19 protein-coding genes and 1 pseudogene are annotated in these 15936 nt (G+C 62.8%); 5 read left to right on the top strand and 15 right to left on the bottom strand.

Annotation, left to right across the window (positions count from 1 at the left end; all coding sequences use genetic code 11):
* The first annotated feature begins 97 nt into the window (after positions 1 to 97).
* A complete protein-coding gene (locus AC0L26_RS10075) occupies positions 98 to 256 on the top strand; it encodes a DUF3309 family protein (RefSeq protein WP_473632380.1) in 159 nt (52 codons plus the stop codon).
* Between the two features lie 84 nt (positions 257 to 340).
* Here AC0L26_RS10075 and AC0L26_RS10070 read toward each other — a convergent pair whose 3' ends face one another.
* Positions 341 to 1300: an NAD-dependent epimerase/dehydratase family protein gene (locus AC0L26_RS10070; protein ID WP_473632379.1), complete on the bottom strand. Its 960-nt coding sequence runs from the start codon at positions 1298 to 1300 to the stop codon at positions 341 to 343.
* 92 nt (positions 1301 to 1392) lie between these two features.
* Here AC0L26_RS10070 and AC0L26_RS10065 point away from each other — a divergent pair, with 92 nt between their 5' ends.
* Positions 1393 to 2304 (top strand): LysR family transcriptional regulator, encoded by a 912-nt coding sequence (locus AC0L26_RS10065; RefSeq protein WP_473632378.1) that lies wholly within the window; start codon positions 1393 to 1395, stop codon positions 2302 to 2304.
* Here AC0L26_RS10065 and AC0L26_RS10060 read toward each other — a convergent pair.
* The 3 genes from AC0L26_RS10060 to AC0L26_RS10050 form a co-directional block, all read right to left on the bottom strand.
* Positions 2262 to 3458, bottom strand: coding sequence for an MFS transporter (locus AC0L26_RS10060; RefSeq protein WP_473632377.1), 1197 nt, complete (start codon positions 3456 to 3458; stop codon positions 2262 to 2264). The genes AC0L26_RS10065 and AC0L26_RS10060 overlap by 43 nt on opposite strands.
* 187 nt (positions 3459 to 3645) lie before the next feature.
* Positions 3646 to 3954 carry a DUF1244 domain-containing protein gene (locus AC0L26_RS10055; protein WP_473632376.1) on the bottom strand — a complete coding sequence of 103 codons (309 nt, stop codon included), beginning with the start codon at positions 3952 to 3954 and terminating at the stop codon, positions 3646 to 3648.
* A gap of 25 nt (positions 3955 to 3979) precedes the next feature.
* Positions 3980 to 4777, bottom strand: a complete 798-nt coding sequence (locus tag AC0L26_RS10050) for an N-formylglutamate amidohydrolase (protein ID WP_473632375.1) — start codon at positions 4775 to 4777, stop codon at positions 3980 to 3982.
* Between the two features lie 287 nt (positions 4778 to 5064).
* On the opposite strand from AC0L26_RS10050, the gene AC0L26_RS10045 reads away from it, so the two are divergent.
* Positions 5065 to 5511 (top strand): DUF1036 domain-containing protein, encoded by a 447-nt coding sequence (locus AC0L26_RS10045; protein ID WP_354492820.1) that lies wholly within the window; start codon positions 5065 to 5067, stop codon positions 5509 to 5511.
* Entirely contained in the window at positions 5508 to 6944 is a 1437-nt protein-coding gene (gene pyk / locus AC0L26_RS10040; RefSeq protein WP_352928033.1) for a pyruvate kinase, read from the top strand. Before AC0L26_RS10045 ends, pyk begins: the two co-directional genes overlap by 4 nt.
* Positions 6945 to 7163: 219 nt before the next feature.
* Here pyk and AC0L26_RS10035 read toward each other — a convergent pair whose 3' ends face one another.
* The 11 genes and pseudogenes from AC0L26_RS10035 to AC0L26_RS09985 form a co-directional block, all read right to left on the bottom strand.
* On the bottom strand, positions 7164 to 7367 hold the full coding sequence (locus tag AC0L26_RS10035) for a hypothetical protein (RefSeq protein WP_473632374.1): 204 nt from the start codon (positions 7365 to 7367) through the stop codon (positions 7164 to 7166).
* A 152-nt stretch (positions 7368 to 7519) separates the two neighbouring features.
* Positions 7520 to 8104, bottom strand: coding sequence for a tetratricopeptide repeat protein (locus AC0L26_RS10030; RefSeq protein WP_473632373.1), 585 nt, complete (start codon positions 8102 to 8104; stop codon positions 7520 to 7522).
* Between the two features lie 113 nt (positions 8105 to 8217).
* Positions 8218 to 8343, bottom strand: a complete 126-nt coding sequence (ykgO, locus tag AC0L26_RS10025) for a type B 50S ribosomal protein L36 (protein WP_006327841.1) — start codon at positions 8341 to 8343, stop codon at positions 8218 to 8220.
* Positions 8344 to 8542: 199 nt separating this feature from the next.
* Positions 8543 to 9619 (bottom strand): 5-(carboxyamino)imidazole ribonucleotide synthase, encoded by a 1077-nt coding sequence (locus tag AC0L26_RS10020; RefSeq protein WP_473632372.1) that lies wholly within the window; start codon positions 9617 to 9619, stop codon positions 8543 to 8545.
* Positions 9616 to 10113, bottom strand: coding sequence for a 5-(carboxyamino)imidazole ribonucleotide mutase (gene purE / locus AC0L26_RS10015; RefSeq protein ID WP_473632371.1), 498 nt, complete (start codon positions 10111 to 10113; stop codon positions 9616 to 9618). The genes AC0L26_RS10020 and purE overlap by 4 nt, the downstream gene beginning before the upstream one ends.
* 102 nt (positions 10114 to 10215) lie before the next feature.
* A complete protein-coding gene (locus AC0L26_RS10010; RefSeq protein WP_473632704.1) occupies positions 10216 to 11421 on the bottom strand; it encodes an aminotransferase class V-fold PLP-dependent enzyme in 1206 nt (401 codons plus the stop codon).
* A gap of 33 nt (positions 11422 to 11454) precedes the next feature.
* Positions 11455 to 11907: pseudogene (locus AC0L26_RS10005) on the bottom strand (RidA family protein); the annotation flags it as partial.
* Positions 11908 to 11942: 35 nt separating this feature from the next.
* On the bottom strand, positions 11943 to 12731 hold the full coding sequence (locus AC0L26_RS10000) for an amino acid ABC transporter ATP-binding protein (protein WP_473632370.1): 789 nt from the start codon (positions 12729 to 12731) through the stop codon (positions 11943 to 11945).
* A gap of 4 nt (positions 12732 to 12735) precedes the next feature.
* A complete protein-coding gene (locus AC0L26_RS09995) occupies positions 12736 to 13386 on the bottom strand; it encodes an amino acid ABC transporter permease (protein ID WP_473632369.1) in 651 nt (216 codons plus the stop codon).
* A gap of 1 nt (position 13387) precedes the next feature.
* On the bottom strand, positions 13388 to 14053 hold the full coding sequence (locus tag AC0L26_RS09990) for an amino acid ABC transporter permease (RefSeq protein ID WP_354492836.1): 666 nt from the start codon (positions 14051 to 14053) through the stop codon (positions 13388 to 13390).
* Between the two features lie 69 nt (positions 14054 to 14122).
* Complete coding sequence (locus AC0L26_RS09985; RefSeq protein WP_473632368.1) at positions 14123 to 14998, bottom strand: transporter substrate-binding domain-containing protein; 876 nt, start codon at positions 14996 to 14998, stop codon at positions 14123 to 14125.
* 126 nt (positions 14999 to 15124) lie between these two features.
* Here AC0L26_RS09985 and AC0L26_RS09980 point away from each other — a divergent pair, with 126 nt between their 5' ends.
* Positions 15125 to 15928, top strand: a complete 804-nt coding sequence (locus AC0L26_RS09980; protein ID WP_473632367.1) for an IclR family transcriptional regulator — start codon at positions 15125 to 15127, stop codon at positions 15926 to 15928.
* Positions 15929 to 15936 lie beyond the last annotated feature (8 nt).

Genomic DNA, 15936 nt, shown 5'->3' with positions numbered 1-15936 from the left:
TCGTCAGGCAGATCATTCAGGTAAAAGGCCGCCGGGAACAACCCAGCGGCCTTTTGCATTGTCCTGTCATGCGACACCTCAAAGCGGGGAGTTTCTCATGACGCTCAGCACCATTCTCGTCATCATTCTGATCCTCATCCTGATCGGCGCGGTGCCGGCATGGCCTCATTCGCGTTCCTGGGGTTATGGTCCCTCCGGTATCGTCGGCGTCATCCTGGTCGTGCTTTTGGTGTTGCTGCTGATGGGCCGGATCTGACCCGGAGTTTGATGCGCATAAACGCTGCGGCGCTGCGTGTCCTTTGGGCCCGCAGCGCCGTAGCATTTGATTGCGCATGGTCCTTCAGGCAGCTTTCGCAACGCCATCAATCGTGACGACACCGATATTATCGAGAGCTTCTGCCACCGCCCTATCCAGTGGCGTATGCGGGATCGTGCCGATGATGCCTTCCAGCCTTGCCGAGACCAGCTGGTGTGGCTCGAAGCGGAGGTAGGACATCGAGACGAGCTCGCGCCACATCGCCACGAATGGGCTGCCGGCGCGCAGCACCCACCACGGCATCGATGTTAGTTTCAGCGTGCACCCCAGTGCCTGTTCCGCGGACGCCTTGATCTCCAGATCGGTGACGGCGTGGCCCGGAAAGTTCAGGGCCTCGTAAGAGCCGAGCTTATCGAGGTTTTCGGTCAATCCGACGAAAGCCTTGGCCAGGTCTGGCAGATAGGCCCATTCATGCACGAGATTGGCCGGCCCGGGGGCCGTATAGACACCCTTGTCCATCTTGGCGGCCACAATCAGATCGAACCACGAGCCGGTGCCGGTGCCACCGAAGAAATCGCCGGCGCGCAGCAGAATGGTCCGCACGCGGCCCGCTTCAGCCTCGCGGCGAAAGAGGTCTTCCATGGCGACACGGATGCGGCCCTTTTCGGTCGTGGGGTGGAATGGCGTGTCTTCGGTGATGACCGCCGGCATCGGCGAGCCGTAATTGTAGACGCTGCCTGGAGCGAGGTGCAATGCGTCGTTTGCCCGGCAGGAGGCCATGACGTTCTCGGCCATCGGCAGGCACTTGCTCCAGTCGGTGTAGATCGGGTTGAGGCCATTGAAGATGATGTCGACGCCTTGCGTGGCGCGGATAAGCGCTTCGCGATCGAGGCCATCGCCGGCGACGGCCGTGGCGCCGGTGAGTTCTGCCGGTATCTTGCCGCTGCGGGTGATGGCGAGGACATCGTAGCCGGCGTCGATGAAGGCCTTGGCCACCACGCGGCCGAGCCGGCCATTGGCACCCAGAATTGCGATCTTGGTCATTTTCGTCTCCGTGTTTGCGTTACCGCGCAATATGATCCGCCCGCAAACGAATGGAAATTGACCGTATTTGGCGATCTGATATTCATTTTTGAATGGATATCGACTGGAACTTGATCAAGAGTTTTGTCACGGTGGCGGAAACCGGCAGCCTGTCCGCGGCCGCGCGCAAGCTGGCCGCAAGTCAGCCGACGCTTGGCCGCCATATCGCCGAGCTGGAGCAGGCGCTCGGCGTCACCCTGTTCCGGCGCGGGCGGCACGGGTATGCGCTGACCGAAGCCGGCAGCACGCTCTATGAACGCGGCCGGGCGGTAAGCGAGCAGGCGAGCGCCTTCTCATTATTGGCGCTGGGGTCTGTCGAGGCGATCGAGGGCACGGTGCGCATTGCCGCCAGCGAGGTGGTGGCGGCCTATGTCCTGCCGGAGATGACGGCCCGGCTGGGTGCCGAGGAACCCGGCATCGCGGTCGAAATCGTGGCGTCGAACCAGGTCGAGAACCTTTTGCGCCGCGATGCCGATATTGCCATCCGCATGGTCAAGCCGGCGCAGAACGAATTGATGGCGCGCAAGGTGACCGACATTCCGCTCCGCGCCTGCGCGGCAAAATCCTATCTCGACCGGCACGGTCGCCCGCTCAAGCCCGGCGATCTCGTTGGCCACGACCTGATCGGCTTCGACCGCAGCGACGAGATCATTCGCGGCTTTTCGCAGTTCGGTGTGCCGCTCACCCGCAATGCCTTCCGCTTCAGGACCGACAACCAGATCGTGCTGTGGGAGGCGGTGCGGGCGGGAAACGGCATCGGCTTCGGCCAGGAGCCGCTGGCCGACCGCGACCCGCTGGTGGAGACAGTGCTGCCGGACCTCGCACTGCCGATGCTGCCGGTATGGCTGGCCATGCATCGCGACGTGCGCACAAGCGCGCGAATCCGTCGTGTCGCGGATTTCCTCTACGAGGAGCTGAAACGCTATTCGGCTGGCGCAGCGTCGGGAGCGAATTCGGCGCGGTGAGCGAGCCCGGCCATCAAGAATACGATGACCAGCAGCCCCGACAGGGCGACGAAGATCGGACCGAAGCTTGAGTGCTCGGCGACGAAGCCGATTGCCGACGGCGCCACCAGAATACCCGAATAGCCCATTGTGGTGACGACGCTCATGCCGGTGCCGGACGACATACCTTCCTGGTTGCCGCCGGCCGAAAACAGGATCGGCACCATATTGGCGATGCCGAAGCCGCAAAAGGCGAACGCTGCTATGGCGAGCCAGGGCGAGGGAGCCAGCCCGGCCACCAGCATTCCGGCCGCGGCGACGATGGCTGAAACGCGCAGCGTCGTCACAGCACCGAAACGGTTGCGGACCCCGTCGCCAGCGAAGCGCATCACCGCCATGACGCCGGAAAAAGCGGCGTAGGCCAGGCCCGCTATTGCAAGGTCGGTGCCGAGTTCCTGCTGCAGGTAGAGCGCCGCCCAGTCGAGCACCGCGCCCTCGGAGATCATCGTCAGCAGCGCCATCAGCCCGACCAGATAGACCATCGGGTTTGCGGGAAGCGCAAATTTGCGGTGCCCGGTGACGGCTAATGATCCCTGGCGTGGCCTGTCCTCGGCGATCAGGTAGCGGACTGCCACCGCGATCATGGCAAAGGCGAGAGCCGTCACCACCGCCGCATGGGCGAGATGGCCGTAATTCTGGATGGCGATGCCGCCGAGAGCGCCGCCGGCGAAGCCGCCAAGGCTCCAGAAGCCGTGCGAGGACGACATGATGGCGCGAGACAATCGCCGTTCCACCGTGACCGCATTAGCGTTCATGGCGACATCCATACCGCCGATCGAACCGCCGAAGATGAACATGGCGATAGCCGCCAGCGGCACGTTGGGGGCCAGCGCCACAACTAGCAGGCCAAGGCTGCCGACAAGGCCGAACCAGCGCAGCACGGTGCGTGAACTATGCCTGGAGATCAGGTGGCCGCACCAGGACATCGCCGTGACCGCGCCGGCGCCGAACAAAAGGATAAGCAGGCCGAGCGTAAATTTGCTGATGTCGAGCCGGGTCAGAAACACCGGGATCTGCGGTGCCCAACTCCCGGTCAGGAAACCGTTGGCGAGGAAGATGGCTGCCACGGCCCATCGTCCACGAATGGCGGTCTGCATGATTTTTTCCGCGTCCATCGCGTGGAATCCGGTCTGAAAATGGCTTCGAGCGGCAAATTAGATCGATTCAATCGCCAGTCAAGCGCCGCCCTTCGGGAAGTGCTTGGACCAAAAAGCGAAATAGGACCAGCCCCGTTGGTGACGGATTTTCCCATGTTGGAGAGTTTGCGGAAACGCCTCTCCTGTTCGTCAGGGCAGGGGGAACTCAGTGATCCCTAGGGCGCCTTGCCTCGAACTCCGCCTTCTTGGCGTCGGAGGCGTCGGTCTGGTTAAGCGCCTGCCATTCGGCATAGGGCATGCCGTAGATGATCTCGCGCGACTGGTCCTTGCTGAGGTCGACACCCTCGGCCTCGGCGGCGTCGCGATACCAGTTGGACAGGCAGTTGCGGCAGAAGCCGGCGAGGTTCATCAGGTCGATATTCTGCACATCCGTGCGTTCGCGCAGATGCGCGACCAGCCGGCGAAAAGCGGCGGCTTCAAAATCGCGTTTTTGCGTGTCGCTGAGTTCGGTCATGTGTTCTTGGCCTCCTCGGCCCTCCTTACAGCGGCCCGGTGCGCGAGCCGAATCGTTTGATCTGATGTATATCGGGACGGCGGTTGATCGCGTCAACGATCGGCACCAGCCGTTCGGCCCAGGCGGTCGCGTTCTTCCGATCGGCGATCAGATCCTGGCGGATCTCTATCAGCGCATGGGCAAAGCCGTTGACGATCGCATGCCTGAACATGGTGTCGCCGCGCAATGCGCCGTCGTAGGGCTCGTTGTCGCCGACGACGAGGGTTTTGTCGGCGGCGAGCATATCGATCAGCGGTCGCGCCACCCGATCGTCGCGATCCCACAAGATGCCGACATGCCATGGGCGCACGAATCCCTGCATGAACGGGGTGAAGGAATGTACCGACAAGATGAAGGGCGCATTTGCGGAAGCCTGCGCCACCGAGCCGACCATGGCGCCGACCGCATCGTGATAGGGCCGGTAGAAGCGGTCGAGCCGCCTTTCGCGTTCTTCTGGAGTAAGCGGATAATTTCCCGAAATGACGGTTCCGTCATAGAGTTGGCGGATCAGCGTCGGATCGTCCTCGCCACGATTGGGATCGATCAGAAGCCGCGAAAAGTTGGCGAGCACCGCCGGCACGCCGAGCAAAGCTGCCAGTTCGCGCGTCACCGTCTCGACACCGATGTCGTAGGCGATATGGCGGTCGAATTCCGCCGCCGGCAGGCCGAGGCTGCCATAGTCCCCCGGCAGATCGCGACGGGCGTGATCGGCCAGGAGCACGATGCCTCGCTTGCGGTCGCCTTCGACGATGTCGAAAGGCGCGAAAACTGTGGATCGGATCATGGGCGGGAAATGGTCTATTCGCTGGCTTCCGGGGAGGGTGGTATCGTCATTCCACGAAGAGGACGCGTGCGCAATGCCGTCGTTTGGCCACGGTTTCTGCAGAAATCTGCCAGAAGGCGACAGACCGCGCGTGGGAGCCTTCCTAAATCGATTGGAATTGGGCAAAAGGGCGCGTTGACATGCGTCCGGACTTTTCCGAAAAGGGGCGTTGAGAGATGCAAATGTCGTTCTTCAGGGGTTTCAGGATGGGTTCCGCCGGCAGGCCGCGCGCGCGCTACGCCTTCGCCATGCCGCTCCTGACCACTGTTGTGGGGCTCGCCGCGATGGTTGCTGCCTCGCCCGCGCGCGCCGATTTCCGTGTCTGCAATGCCACGCAGAACCTGGTCGGCGTCGGCATCGGCTATCGCGCCAAGGCCGGCTGGATCACCGAAGGCTGGTGGCATATCGAGGGATCGAGCTGCAAGACGTTGATCGAGGGGCCGCTGTCATCAAGGTTTTACTATCTTTATGCAGAAGACGCCGAGCGTGGCGGACGCTGGGATGGCCCGATCAACATGTGCGTGGCCGAAAAAGAGTTCAAGATCGCCGGCGTTGCCGATTGCGTCGCCCGGGGCTTCCAGCGCGCCGGATTCCAGGAATATGACACGGGCGAGCAGGCGAGCTGGATGGTCCAGCTGACCGATGACCCCGCAACGGGGGGCGCTCCAGCCGCCCCGGGAACAAACAGTCAATGAGACGCAGCCGCAAGGTCAAGATACTCGCCACCATCGGTCCGGCCTCTTCCTCCGAGGACATGCTGAAGAAGCTCTTCGAAGCCGGCGCCGACGTGTTTCGCATCAATATGAGCCACACCGATCATGAATTGATGCGCACACTTGTCGGCCGCATCCGCACCGTCGAGAAAGCGGTCGGCCGGCCGATCGGCATCCTTGCCGACCTGCAGGGGCCCAAGCTTAGGGTCGGCAAATTCGCCAACGGTAAGGAGGCGCTGACACTCGGCCAGACGTTCACGCTTGACGACAATCCCGAGCCCGGCAATTCGACCAGGGTCTATCTGCCGCACCCCGAAATCCTGAGATCGGTCGAGGCTGGTCACCGGCTTTTGATTGATGACGGCAAGCTCGAACTGAAGGCGGTGAAGAGCGACGGCAAAGCGATTGTCTGCACCGTCGTCGCAGGCACCGGCATCTCCGACAAGAAGGGCGTCAGCCTGCCCGACACCGACCTGCCAGTCGGCGCGCTGACCGAAAAGGACCGCAGGGACCTCGATGCGGTGCTGGCCACCGGCGTCGACTGGGTGGCGCTGTCGTTTGTGCAGCGGCCGGAGGATCTGGCGGAAGCGCGCAAGATCGCGCGGGGCCGGGCGCTCATCATGGCCAAGATCGAAAAACCGCAAGCTGTCGCCCGGCTGGCCGAGATCATCGAACTTTCGGATGCGCTGATGGTCGCTCGCGGCGATCTCGGCGTCGAAATGCCGCTCGAAGCCGTGCCCGGCATCCAGAAGCAGATCACCCGCGCCGCGCGCCGCGCCGGCAAGCCGGTGGTGATCGCCACGCAGATGCTGGAATCGATGATCGCCGCGCCGGTGCCGACCCGCGCCGAGGTGTCTGACGTCTCGATCGCGGTGTTCGAAGGCGCCGACGCCATCATGCTCTCTGCCGAATCCGCTGCCGGCGCCTACCCGGTCGAGGCGGTTGCGATGATGAACCGCATCGCCAGCAAGGTCGAAACCGACCCAACCTATGCCGGCATCATCAATGCGCAGCGCTCGGAGCCGGAGGCGACCGGCGCAGACGCCATTTCGCTTGCCGCCCGCGAAATCGCCGAGACGCTGAAACTCTCGGCGATCATCAGCTATACGGCGTCGGGCACGACCGGGCTGCGCGCTGCGCGCGAGCGGCCGCAGGTGCCGATCGTCGCGCTGTCGCCGATCGTCAACACGGCGCGGCGGCTGTCGCTTTTGTGGGGCACGCATTGCGTCGTCTCGCCCGATGCCATCGACCTCGACGACATGGTCGACCGCGCTTGCCGCATCGCCTTGGACGAAGGGTTCGGCAAGCCGGGCGACCGTGTCATCATCACCGCCGGCGTGCCGCTGAGGACGCCCGGTTCCACCAACATGCTGCGCATCGCCTATGTCGGTTCGGACGCCCAGGCCAGACGCTAAATCGTCTAGAGCGGTTCAGCTTTTGATAGAATCGCTGACCCGCTCTAAGTATTTGTTTTTACGCAATTCCGAACGGAAAACCGCTACGCACTTTTCCTGGAATTGCTCTGAAGCTGCGCAGATCTCTTGAACGCGACAGGCTTTAGGCCGCTCGCGGGCAACTAGCCAATCTGAAGCCTCGCCTCGATGAGCGCAGCGGCTTGCCGGCCCGCGACCGAATCAAGACGGTGAGGCGACGGCGAGCACGATCGCGATTACCAGCAGGAGCGGCCCCATCCATTTGAAATGGCTGGGAAGGCGTGTCAGCCAGGTCTGTTGTCCGGTTTGGGGTTGGTTTGGCATCTGGAGGAACCCGTAGCCGACGCCCGTCATCCATAGACCGGCGCAAAACATTATGAATTCGTCGATGTAAGCTGCAATCATGATAGCCTTCCCTCTCCAATCTGGACAGGAAACCACACGGCGCGCTCACCGACAAGCAGTGCCGACGCGGTGGTTATGGCCATGACCACGCAAGAACGACAGCGATGTCGAAAATGCAGCCGTCGCGATACAAGGGCACCGGCGCGTCGGTATCAAATCCCTTCGCCGGCAAGTTCTTCCGAAAGCGTTCCGACCTGATCCTGGGCGCTGCGCAGCATCGGATAGATGCCAAGCACGCGCTGCCAGGCTTCCAGCGCCGATTCCTTGTGGCCGGTTACGGCCATGATCTGTGCCAGCCCTGACAGCGCGCCGAAATGGCGCGGCTCGAGCTGCAGCGTGCGGTCGATGTCCGCCATCGATTTCCCAAAATTATTCATCATGAAATGTACGGTGGCGCGCCGGTTCCAGCCTTCCGCATAGTCCGGTTGCAAGGTCACCACCTGGTCGAGGAAGTCGAGCGCCACGTCGAACTTCTTGTCCTCGATCGCCTTTTGCGACCATTGCATCATCAGGTCGATCGAGGCGCTGCCGGATTGCACCCATTCGTTCGAGATGCGCGCGGCGATGCGCTCTGCGGCTCTTTCGTTGCGCTCGCGCTTCAGGTCGACAAACAGCTGGTCGAGCCTTGCCTCCCTGGTCGTGGCAACCGGAGGGGCGACCGTGTCGTCCGCTTGAGCCGGAGGTACGGCCGAGCCGAAAAGAAAAAGCGCCGCGAAGAATGCAAAACGAATCCGCATGACCGGGAATCTAACCCCGGACAGCGGATCGTCAAACTGAATTTAGCGTGAGAGGGCCGGCAGGCCAGCAATTACATCATGCAGCGTGGAGGCAGGCCTCCACGCGAAAAGATTCAGCCCTGGCGCGCCTTGTAGCGCGGAGCGGTCTTGTTGATGATGTACACGCGGCCCTTGCGGCGAACCAGCTGGTTGTCGCGGTGACGCGCCTTGAGCGCCTTGAGCGAATTCTTGATCTTCATGGTCTTGCCCGTCGGTCTGGGCCCGCTTGGGCCGAATTATTAAGGCGCGCTCGGAAAGCGCGCCTCTCAACTTGTGGGTGGCTCATAAACGAGGAGCCTTACCCGTGTCAACCGCAGCATGCTTCATGGATGAAGCTAGTATGGCGGATTTTGAGTTTCCGCTCTATCGACGGCGATAGAGCGGCGCCGTCCAATAGCCTCAACGGTGACGGGTCATCCGCGTAAAATGACCCATCTTGCGGCCAGGCCGCGCCTCGGCCTTGCCGTAGAGATGCAGCATCAGGTCGGGCTCGGCGAGCAGGGCTGGGACGCGCCGGATGTCGTCGCCGATCAGGTTTTCCATGACGCAGTCGAAATGGCGGCCGGGATTTCCCAAGGGCAGGCCGGCAACAGCGCGAATATGCTGCTCGAACTGCGAGACGATGCAGGCGGCTTCCGTCCAGTGGCCGGAATTGTGAACGCGCGGCGCGATCTCATTGGCCAGCAGCGCGCCATCGGCAAGGACAAAGAACTCGATGCCGATGACGCCGACATAGTCGAGCGCCGCAAGTATTTCTGCTGCGGCCGCCTGGGCTGCGGCGGCGGTTTCGGACCCTATCCTGGCTGGCAGGGTCGAGCTGTGCAGGATGCCGTCGCGGTGGACGTTTTCTGCCGGATCGTAGGCGGCGAGCGAACCGTCCATGCCGCGCGCCGCGATCACCGAAATCTCGCGTTCGAAGTCGACCAGGGATTCGAGGATCAACGGCACGTTGCCCATCGCCTCGCAGGTGCCGGCAAAGCCGCCCGTTTCCATGTTGCGGAAGACACGCTGGCCCTTGCCGTCGTAGCCCATGCGTCGCGTCTTCAATACGCCGCTGCCGTCGAACTTTTTCAGCGCCGCCGTCAATTCGTCGTCATTGTCGACGGGACAGAAATCCGCCGTGGGAATGCCAATGCCGTTGAGGAATTTCTTCTCCGCCACCCGGTCCTGCGCCACTTCCAGTGCGGGTGCCGGTGGATAGACCGGGACCGTGACGGCAAGCGCGCTGGCGGCCATGACCGGCACGTTCTCGAACTCGTAAGTGACGACGGCGCTGACTGCCGCCAGTTCGCCGAGCGCGGCCGTATCGTCGTAGGCGGCGCCGATCTGCCGGTTGGCGACCTGTGCCGCGGGGCAATCCGCCTGTGGTTCCAGCACGACCGTGCGGTAGCCGAGGCGGGCTGCCGCCATCGCCAGCATGCGGCCGAGCTGGCCGCCGCCAATGATGCCGATGGTCGATCCGGCGGGCAGGCTCATGGCGCGTCCGTCGGCTCGGCAGCGACCTTGGCGGTCTGGGCGGCGCGCCAGGCATCGAGCCGGGCAGCAAGCTTTTCGTCGGTCAGCGCCAGCACGGCCGCAGCCAAAAGCGCGGCGTTGGTGGCGCCCGCCTTGCCAATGGCCAGCGTGCCGACCGGAATGCCGGCCGGCATCTGCACGATGGAGAGCAGCGAGTCCTGCCCGGAAAGCGCCTTCGATTCCACCGGCACGCCAAAAACGGGGAGCGGCGTCATCGCCGCCGTCATGCCGGGCAGGTGCGCCGCACCGCCGGCGCCGGCGATGATCACTCGAAAACCGGCCGCCTTGGCGCCCTTGGCAAAGTCATAGAGCCGGTCGGGGGTGCGATGGGCCGAGACGATCAGCCGCTTGTGCGGGATGCTAAGTGCCTCCAGCGTTTCGGCGGCGTGGCGCATCGTCGCCCAGTCGGACTGGCTGCCCATGATAATGGCGACGTCGGCGCGTTGATCGTCCAAGCTTCTGCTCCCGGCGGCAAAGGCGCGCATTAGCGGAATTCGGGATCGACGGCAAGGATGCGATGCCCTGCGCAGCATTTGAACGCGTGGCGTCAACGTTACCTAATCCGGCCAGCGCAAGGCGCCGGCGGAGTCCTTGCGAGCCGGCCTCATCGCATTCTCCGGGCGTTCAGCTGCGCTCAACACCGCCCGCAGGCGTTCGGCGACGATCTCCGCTTCGCCAGGATGAAGGTTGCATGGGTCCAGGAAGAAGTGACCGCGCTCGACCTCGTGGTTGCGCACGATAATAGGAGGCGAGCCGGCCGCCAGCGCTGAAGCAAGGCCGGCGGCGGTGAATCTGCTTTCGGGCGTAACAAACACCTGCAGGCGGTCGAGCGGATTGGCGGTCGGATCGGGAATGATATGCGCGGCGATGCCGGGCAGGTCCTGCAATGCATTCTCCCACAGATGCAAAGCCGCTTCTTCCCGCTTGCGGATGCCGGCATGATCGCGCCGCTCCCAGGCCTCCAGCGCGGCCATGGTGCCGGCGATGCTTTCCTTGCCGACCTTCATCGCCCGCGCAACGCCACGATTCTGGAGATAGGCGGCCCGCACCAGATCCTTGCGCCCGGTTACGATGCCGCTTGTCGGTCCGCTGAGAAACTTGTGCCCGCTATAGACGACGATATCGGCGCCTCGGGCGAGAAAGCCGCGCAGGTCGTATTCTGAAGCCGCATCGACGATCACCGGAATACCCTTGGCGTGGCAGATATCGCAGAACTCTTCGAGCGAAAGCATGCCGTATTGCACCGTGTGATGCGCAACGACATAGAGGCCTGCAGCGGTGCGGTCGCGGATCGCCTCGCGTACATGATAGTCCTGCGTCACGCTGACTGTGCCGGCCGGTATTGTCTTTGCCCCGGCCAACCGGATCGACTGGTCGATCGGCGCGCCGTAATTGACGATATGGCCAAGCTGGACGATGACCTCCGACTTGAGGCCCTCGGTGTCGTCCGGCAGCCGCTCGATTGCGAGAAGGTTGGTACCGGTCATCGTGCCGGCGATCGCCATGGTGATGCCGCTGGCGCAGCAAGCCGTGATGAAGCCGGCCTCGCCCCCTGTGAGGCGCGCGACAACAGTGCTTGCGGCGCGTTGCAGATCGTCCATCTCGACCCACTGCGAAGCGATCTCCGACATCGCGGCGATCGCCTCCGGGACGACGATCGAGGCGCCGAGCGCCGTCATCGTGCCGGAAACGTTGATGATCGGGCGAAGGCCAAGTCGTTGGCGAATTGTCGTGTTGGAGCCGTTTCCGGAATAGGTTTTCATCTTTGCAAATCCCATTGATGGACGCCAGGCGGCGATCTCGACGATCGCCTCGATTTCAACTGTGATGTTTCCCGGCAAAGAGCCGACACCGATCGCCGAACGTGCGTGTCCGCCGATGCTTTCAAAGACCGCGGCGAAAAGATCGGAACAGCCGTTCACCACCTTTGGGTGATCGCTGAAGGTCGGGATCGCGTTGACGAAGCCAAGCAGCTTGACGACACGCACGATGCGGCCGAGGTCGCCCGCTGCGGCATGCATGACGGCGAGCAGGTTCAAGCCGGTGAGACGGGCATGCTTATAGGCCTCCTCCACCGTGACGTCCTCGCCTACCTTGCCGGTGCAAAGCGTGCCATCGGCGCGCAATGGCCCCTGGCCGGAAAGGAAGATCAGCCGTCCGCTTTCGGCGTGGGTGACGAAGTTGGCGATCGGGGTCGGCGGCTCGGGCAGCGTCAGGCCCAATTCGGCGAGCCGGATGTAAGGCGTCATCAAAGGCTCCTTGCGACGGCTTTCGCCGTCCGATGTCAGAAATGCGAGGCGCGGAACCGCGCCAGAAAGCTGCGAAGGCGTTCATTATCGATCTCGGCGCCCAGGATCTCGGCAGGCGGGCCTGCGGCGCTGACGCCGCCATCCGCCATGAAGACGATGCGGCTCGAGGCGTCGCGCGCAAAGGCCATCTCGTGCGTGACCATCACCATGGTCATGCCGTCCTCGGCCAGGCTGCGCACCACCTCGAGCACTTCGCCGACGAGCTCCGGATCGAGCGCGGAGGTTATCTCGTCGAGAAGCAGGATTTTTGGCTCCATCGCCACCGCGCGGGCAATGCCGACGCGCTGCTGCTGGCCGCCGGAAAGCTCGGCCGGCAGGCTGTCGGCCTTGTGGGCAAGGCCGACCCGGCCCAGCCAGTGCTCGGCAATGGCACGGGCCTCGGCGCTGCTCTTGCCGCGCACCTTGCGCAGGCCGAGCGTGATGTTGCCGGCCGCCGTCAGATGCGGGAACAGATTGAAACTCTGGAATACCATTCCGGTCTCTGCGCGCATTTTCGCCAGGTCGCGTTCGCTGCGGCGCTGGCGTGTTCCCGTCTCGCGGAAGCCGACCTCCTTGCCGTCGATGCGGATCGAGCCGCTATCGTAGCTCTCCAGGAAGTTGACGCAGCGCAGCAGCGTGGTCTTGCCGCTGCCGGAAGGCCCGATGACAGTCACCACCTCGCCGCGGGTCACTTGCAGGCTGACGGAGCGCAGGACTTCGACGGATCCAAAGGATTTGGAAACGTCGGAGACGTCGAGAAGTGCCGGATTGGCGTGCGTGGGCATCTTGCTATTCCCGGATGAAGGAGAAACGCCGCTCCAACCGTCGGCTGGCCAGGGAGAGCGCGTAATTGACGGCGAAGTAGATGACCGCGCCGAGGATGTAGAGCGGCATCGCCTCATAGGTGCGGCCGATGACCTGGTTGATGGCGTGCATCAGGTCGGTGATGCCGAGCAGCGAGACCAGTGCGCTGCCCTTTACCGCATCGGTGACGCCATTGATCCATGGCGGCAGGAAGCGCCTGAACGCTTGCGGAAAGATAACGTAGGCCAGTCGCTGGCGAAAGGTCAGCCCGATCGCCATCGCCGCTTCGGACTGTCCCCTCGGTATGGAGCCGACCGCGCCCCTGAGATATTCGACGACTTGCGCCGTCTTGAACAGGGTGAGCGCCAGCACGGCTGCCCAGAAGGATTCTAGATGGATGCCGACGGCAGGCAGGCCGTAATAGACGAAGAAGATGAGCACCAGGATCGGAATGCCACGTATGGTGTCGCTGAAAATGCGCACCATCCAGCGCAGCGGCGCGGGGCCGTAGACAAGGCCGACGCCCATCATAACACCAGCGACGAGCGACAGCGCGACGACCAGCAGCGACACCCACAAGGTCACGGCAAAGCCTTGAGCCAGGAAGGGCAAGGCATAGGCGATCTGGCCAAGCATTCTAGTGCGCCGCTCTGAACCGGCGCTCGACAAGCCGAAGCGCATAGAGGAGCGCATAGCCGGTCAAAAGATACATTGCCGTCACCACCAGGTAGACCTCGACGATCCGGAACGTGTTGAAATTGATCCATTGGGCGCCGTAGGTGAGCTCGGGCACGGAAATGACCGAGGCGACGGACGTGTCCTTGAACAGCGATATGAACGTGTTGGAAAGCGCAGGCAGCGTTATCCGCAGCATTGTCGGCAGTCGCACGTGGAGCAGCCGCTGCCACGGCGTCAGGCCGATCGCCTTGCCGGCGTCGAGCTGTCCGCGCGGTACCGCTTCCAGCCCCGAGCGAAACACCTCAACCAGATACGCGCCGCTATAAAGCGACAGCGTCGCCACAAACGAGGTCTGTGCGCTGTAGGCGACATCGACGACCGTCGGCAGGCCGTAGAAGACCAGATAGACAAGCAGGATCAGCGGCACGTTGCGGATGAATTCGACATAGGCCGCGATGGCGGTCCGGACCAGCCGTCCGGCCGAAACGTACCAGACCGCCAGAACGAGCCCGATGACGATGCCGATGGCGATGGAAATCACGGCGAGCTCGAGGCTGAGCAGCAATCCGCCCCAGAGCTTGTCGAAATTTCGCCAGATCAGGTTGAAGTTGAGCGTATAGCCCATGTGTCTCTCTCAATACCGACGGCCGTCGAGGAGAAAGCGGCGGAAGGACGCGTCCTTCCGCCGGCTGGATCAGATGACCGGAAAGCCGGGGTGCCGCGCCGGCGGCTCCATCCCGAAATAGTCCTTGAACGCCGCATCGTAGAGCGCGGTTTCGTGACCAAACATGGCGATAGTGAAGGTCGAGTTGACGAAGCTCAGCCAGTCGAGATCGCCTTGCCTGAGTGCTGCGCCGTAAAGCATGCTCAACCAGCTTTTGCCGGCATCGAAGTAACGGTCCGGATTGCGCGAGGCGAGCCAGCGCACCGTGGACAGATCGACCGCGGCCGCGTCGACGCGCTTCGATTCCAGTGCCTGCAGGACGTTGGCCTGCGTATCTATCTGCATCACCTGCGCTTCGGGTAGGACGAGACGCACATTTGCTTCGGCATCGACATTCTGCAGGATGGAAATCCGCGTTGCCGAACCGCCGGCAAGCAGCTTGTCGAATGTCTTGTTTTCGGCGGTCGGAAGGGTCAGCAGGGCGACGCCTTCGACGTAATAGGGCCGGGAGAAGTTGACGAGCTGCGAGCGCTGGGCGCTCATGGTCATGAACTGGATCGAAATGTCGACCTTGTTGGTGGTCACATTGGGAATACGTTGCGCCGGGTCCTGCATGACGAACTCGACCATGGTCGGATCGTCGAAAAGTCCCTTGGCGAGAATGCGGCCCATGGTGATGTCCATGCCGACGAGCTCGCCGGCATCGTTCTCAAAGTGCCAGGGCGCGTTGGTGCTGCCGGTGCCGACGATAATCTTGCCGCGATCGAGAACGGTGCGAAGCAGGCTGTCGGGCGATGCTTGCGCCGCCGCCTTCTGAACATCGACCGTTGCTGCTGCGCCTATCGCTCCGGCCGTTGCAAGTCCGGCCAATTTTAGAAATTCACGTCGTTTGGATGTGTCGTTCACGGCGACCTCCTTCGTGTTGTGTTCCCCTTTGGACGAGCAACATGCGTCATTGCAATGAACGCGGTTGTCCCTTACAAGAGACGCATGTACTCTATACAAGACAGATACTAACATCAGGAGCCGGTAATGCAAGATAGCAATGCCTTGGCAGTTCGGCCGGCCGCCGGGCTGGACGAAGACCGGGCTTCGGGCTCTCGCGAGAAGGGTCTTAACCGGGTGCTCCAGATCCTGGAGTTTCTTCACGCGACCCAGCGTGCGATCGGGATTGGCGACCTCGCCAAGGGCGTGAATGCGCCGCGCTCGACGACCTACACGCTTGTGCGCTCGCTGGTCGAAGCGGGCCTGCTCGAAATGGCCGGCGACGGTAACCGCGTCTATTTCGGGAAGAAACTCTATCTCTACGGAATGGACTATGTGCGCGGCAACGACCTGCTCAGGAGAGGGCGTCAGGAAGTAGACAATATGTCGCGCGAGACGGGCGAGACCTCTGAATTGTGCATGCTGCAAAGCGGCCGCTACACGATCGTCCATTCAAGTCCGGGCACTAGGCCGTTCCGGATCAGCTCGGCCACAGGTCTGCAGATCCCGCTTCCCTGGACCGCTTCCGGGCGGTTGCTTCTCGCCGGTTTCGAACGAGCCGTGATCGAGGACATGGTGTCCGAGGATGATCTCGTCCTGCCGGACGGCCGCAGATTGCTACTCGACGACTTCATCGCCGATATTGCCCTGGCCGGGGCTGCCGGCTACTGCGTGACCTCAGGCCTTGTCGACGCCTATACTAAATGCCTTGCCGCGCCGATCTTTTCGGGGCCCGGCAAAGTCGAGGCGACGATATGCCTGGTGGTCCCGATAGACACGTCCGAGGGAAAAACCGCCGATCTGATTGCCCTGCTGCGTGAACGTGCCGCTAGGCTTTCGATCACGGGATGAACGGGTTT

Source organism: Mesorhizobium sp. WSM4823 (genome assembly GCF_055811195.1).
The sequence above is the reverse complement of the archived record's forward strand: the minus strand, read 5'-3'. Positions and strand labels throughout refer to the sequence as shown.

What these genes read in the sequence shown, in the direction of transcription:
- AC0L26_RS10055 (WP_473632376.1), bottom strand. Translation starts at nt 3,954, where the DNA reads ATGACCGAACTCAGCGACACGCAAAAACGCGATTTTGAAGCCGCCGCT.
- AC0L26_RS09990 (WP_354492836.1), bottom strand. Translation starts at nt 14,053, where the DNA reads ATGGGCTATACGCTCAACTTCAACCTGATCTGGCGAAATTTCGACAAG.
- ykgO (WP_006327841.1), bottom strand. Translation starts at nt 8,343, where the DNA reads ATGAAGATCAAGAATTCGCTCAAGGCGCTCAAGGCGCGTCACCGCGAC.
- AC0L26_RS10030 (WP_473632373.1), bottom strand. Translation starts at nt 8,104, where the DNA reads ATGCGGATTCGTTTTGCATTCTTCGCGGCGCTTTTTCTTTTCGGCTCG.
- pyk (WP_352928033.1), top strand. Translation starts at nt 5,508, where the DNA reads ATGAGACGCAGCCGCAAGGTCAAGATACTCGCCACCATCGGTCCGGCC.
- AC0L26_RS10045 (WP_354492820.1), top strand. Translation starts at nt 5,065, where the DNA reads ATGCCGCTCCTGACCACTGTTGTGGGGCTCGCCGCGATGGTTGCTGCC.
- AC0L26_RS09995 (WP_473632369.1), bottom strand. Translation starts at nt 13,386, where the DNA reads ATGCTTGGCCAGATCGCCTATGCCTTGCCCTTCCTGGCTCAAGGCTTT.
- AC0L26_RS09980 (WP_473632367.1), top strand. Translation starts at nt 15,125, where the DNA reads ATGCAAGATAGCAATGCCTTGGCAGTTCGGCCGGCCGCCGGGCTGGAC.
- AC0L26_RS10035 (WP_473632374.1), bottom strand. Translation starts at nt 7,367, where the DNA reads ATGATTGCAGCTTACATCGACGAATTCATAATGTTTTGCGCCGGTCTA.
- AC0L26_RS10050 (WP_473632375.1), bottom strand. Translation starts at nt 4,777, where the DNA reads ATGATCCGATCCACAGTTTTCGCGCCTTTCGACATCGTCGAAGGCGAC.
- AC0L26_RS10070 (WP_473632379.1), bottom strand. Translation starts at nt 1,300, where the DNA reads ATGACCAAGATCGCAATTCTGGGTGCCAATGGCCGGCTCGGCCGCGTG.
- AC0L26_RS10020 (WP_473632372.1), bottom strand. Translation starts at nt 9,619, where the DNA reads ATGAGCCTGCCCGCCGGATCGACCATCGGCATCATTGGCGGCGGCCAG.
- AC0L26_RS10065 (WP_473632378.1), top strand. Translation starts at nt 1,393, where the DNA reads ATGGATATCGACTGGAACTTGATCAAGAGTTTTGTCACGGTGGCGGAA.
- AC0L26_RS10000 (WP_473632370.1), bottom strand. Translation starts at nt 12,731, where the DNA reads ATGCCCACGCACGCCAATCCGGCACTTCTCGACGTCTCCGACGTTTCC.
- AC0L26_RS10060 (WP_473632377.1), bottom strand. Translation starts at nt 3,458, where the DNA reads ATGGACGCGGAAAAAATCATGCAGACCGCCATTCGTGGACGATGGGCC.
- AC0L26_RS10075 (WP_473632380.1), top strand. Translation starts at nt 98, where the DNA reads ATGACGCTCAGCACCATTCTCGTCATCATTCTGATCCTCATCCTGATC.
- AC0L26_RS10010 (WP_473632704.1), bottom strand. Translation starts at nt 11,421, where the DNA reads ATGAAAACCTATTCCGGAAACGGCTCCAACACGACAATTCGCCAACGA.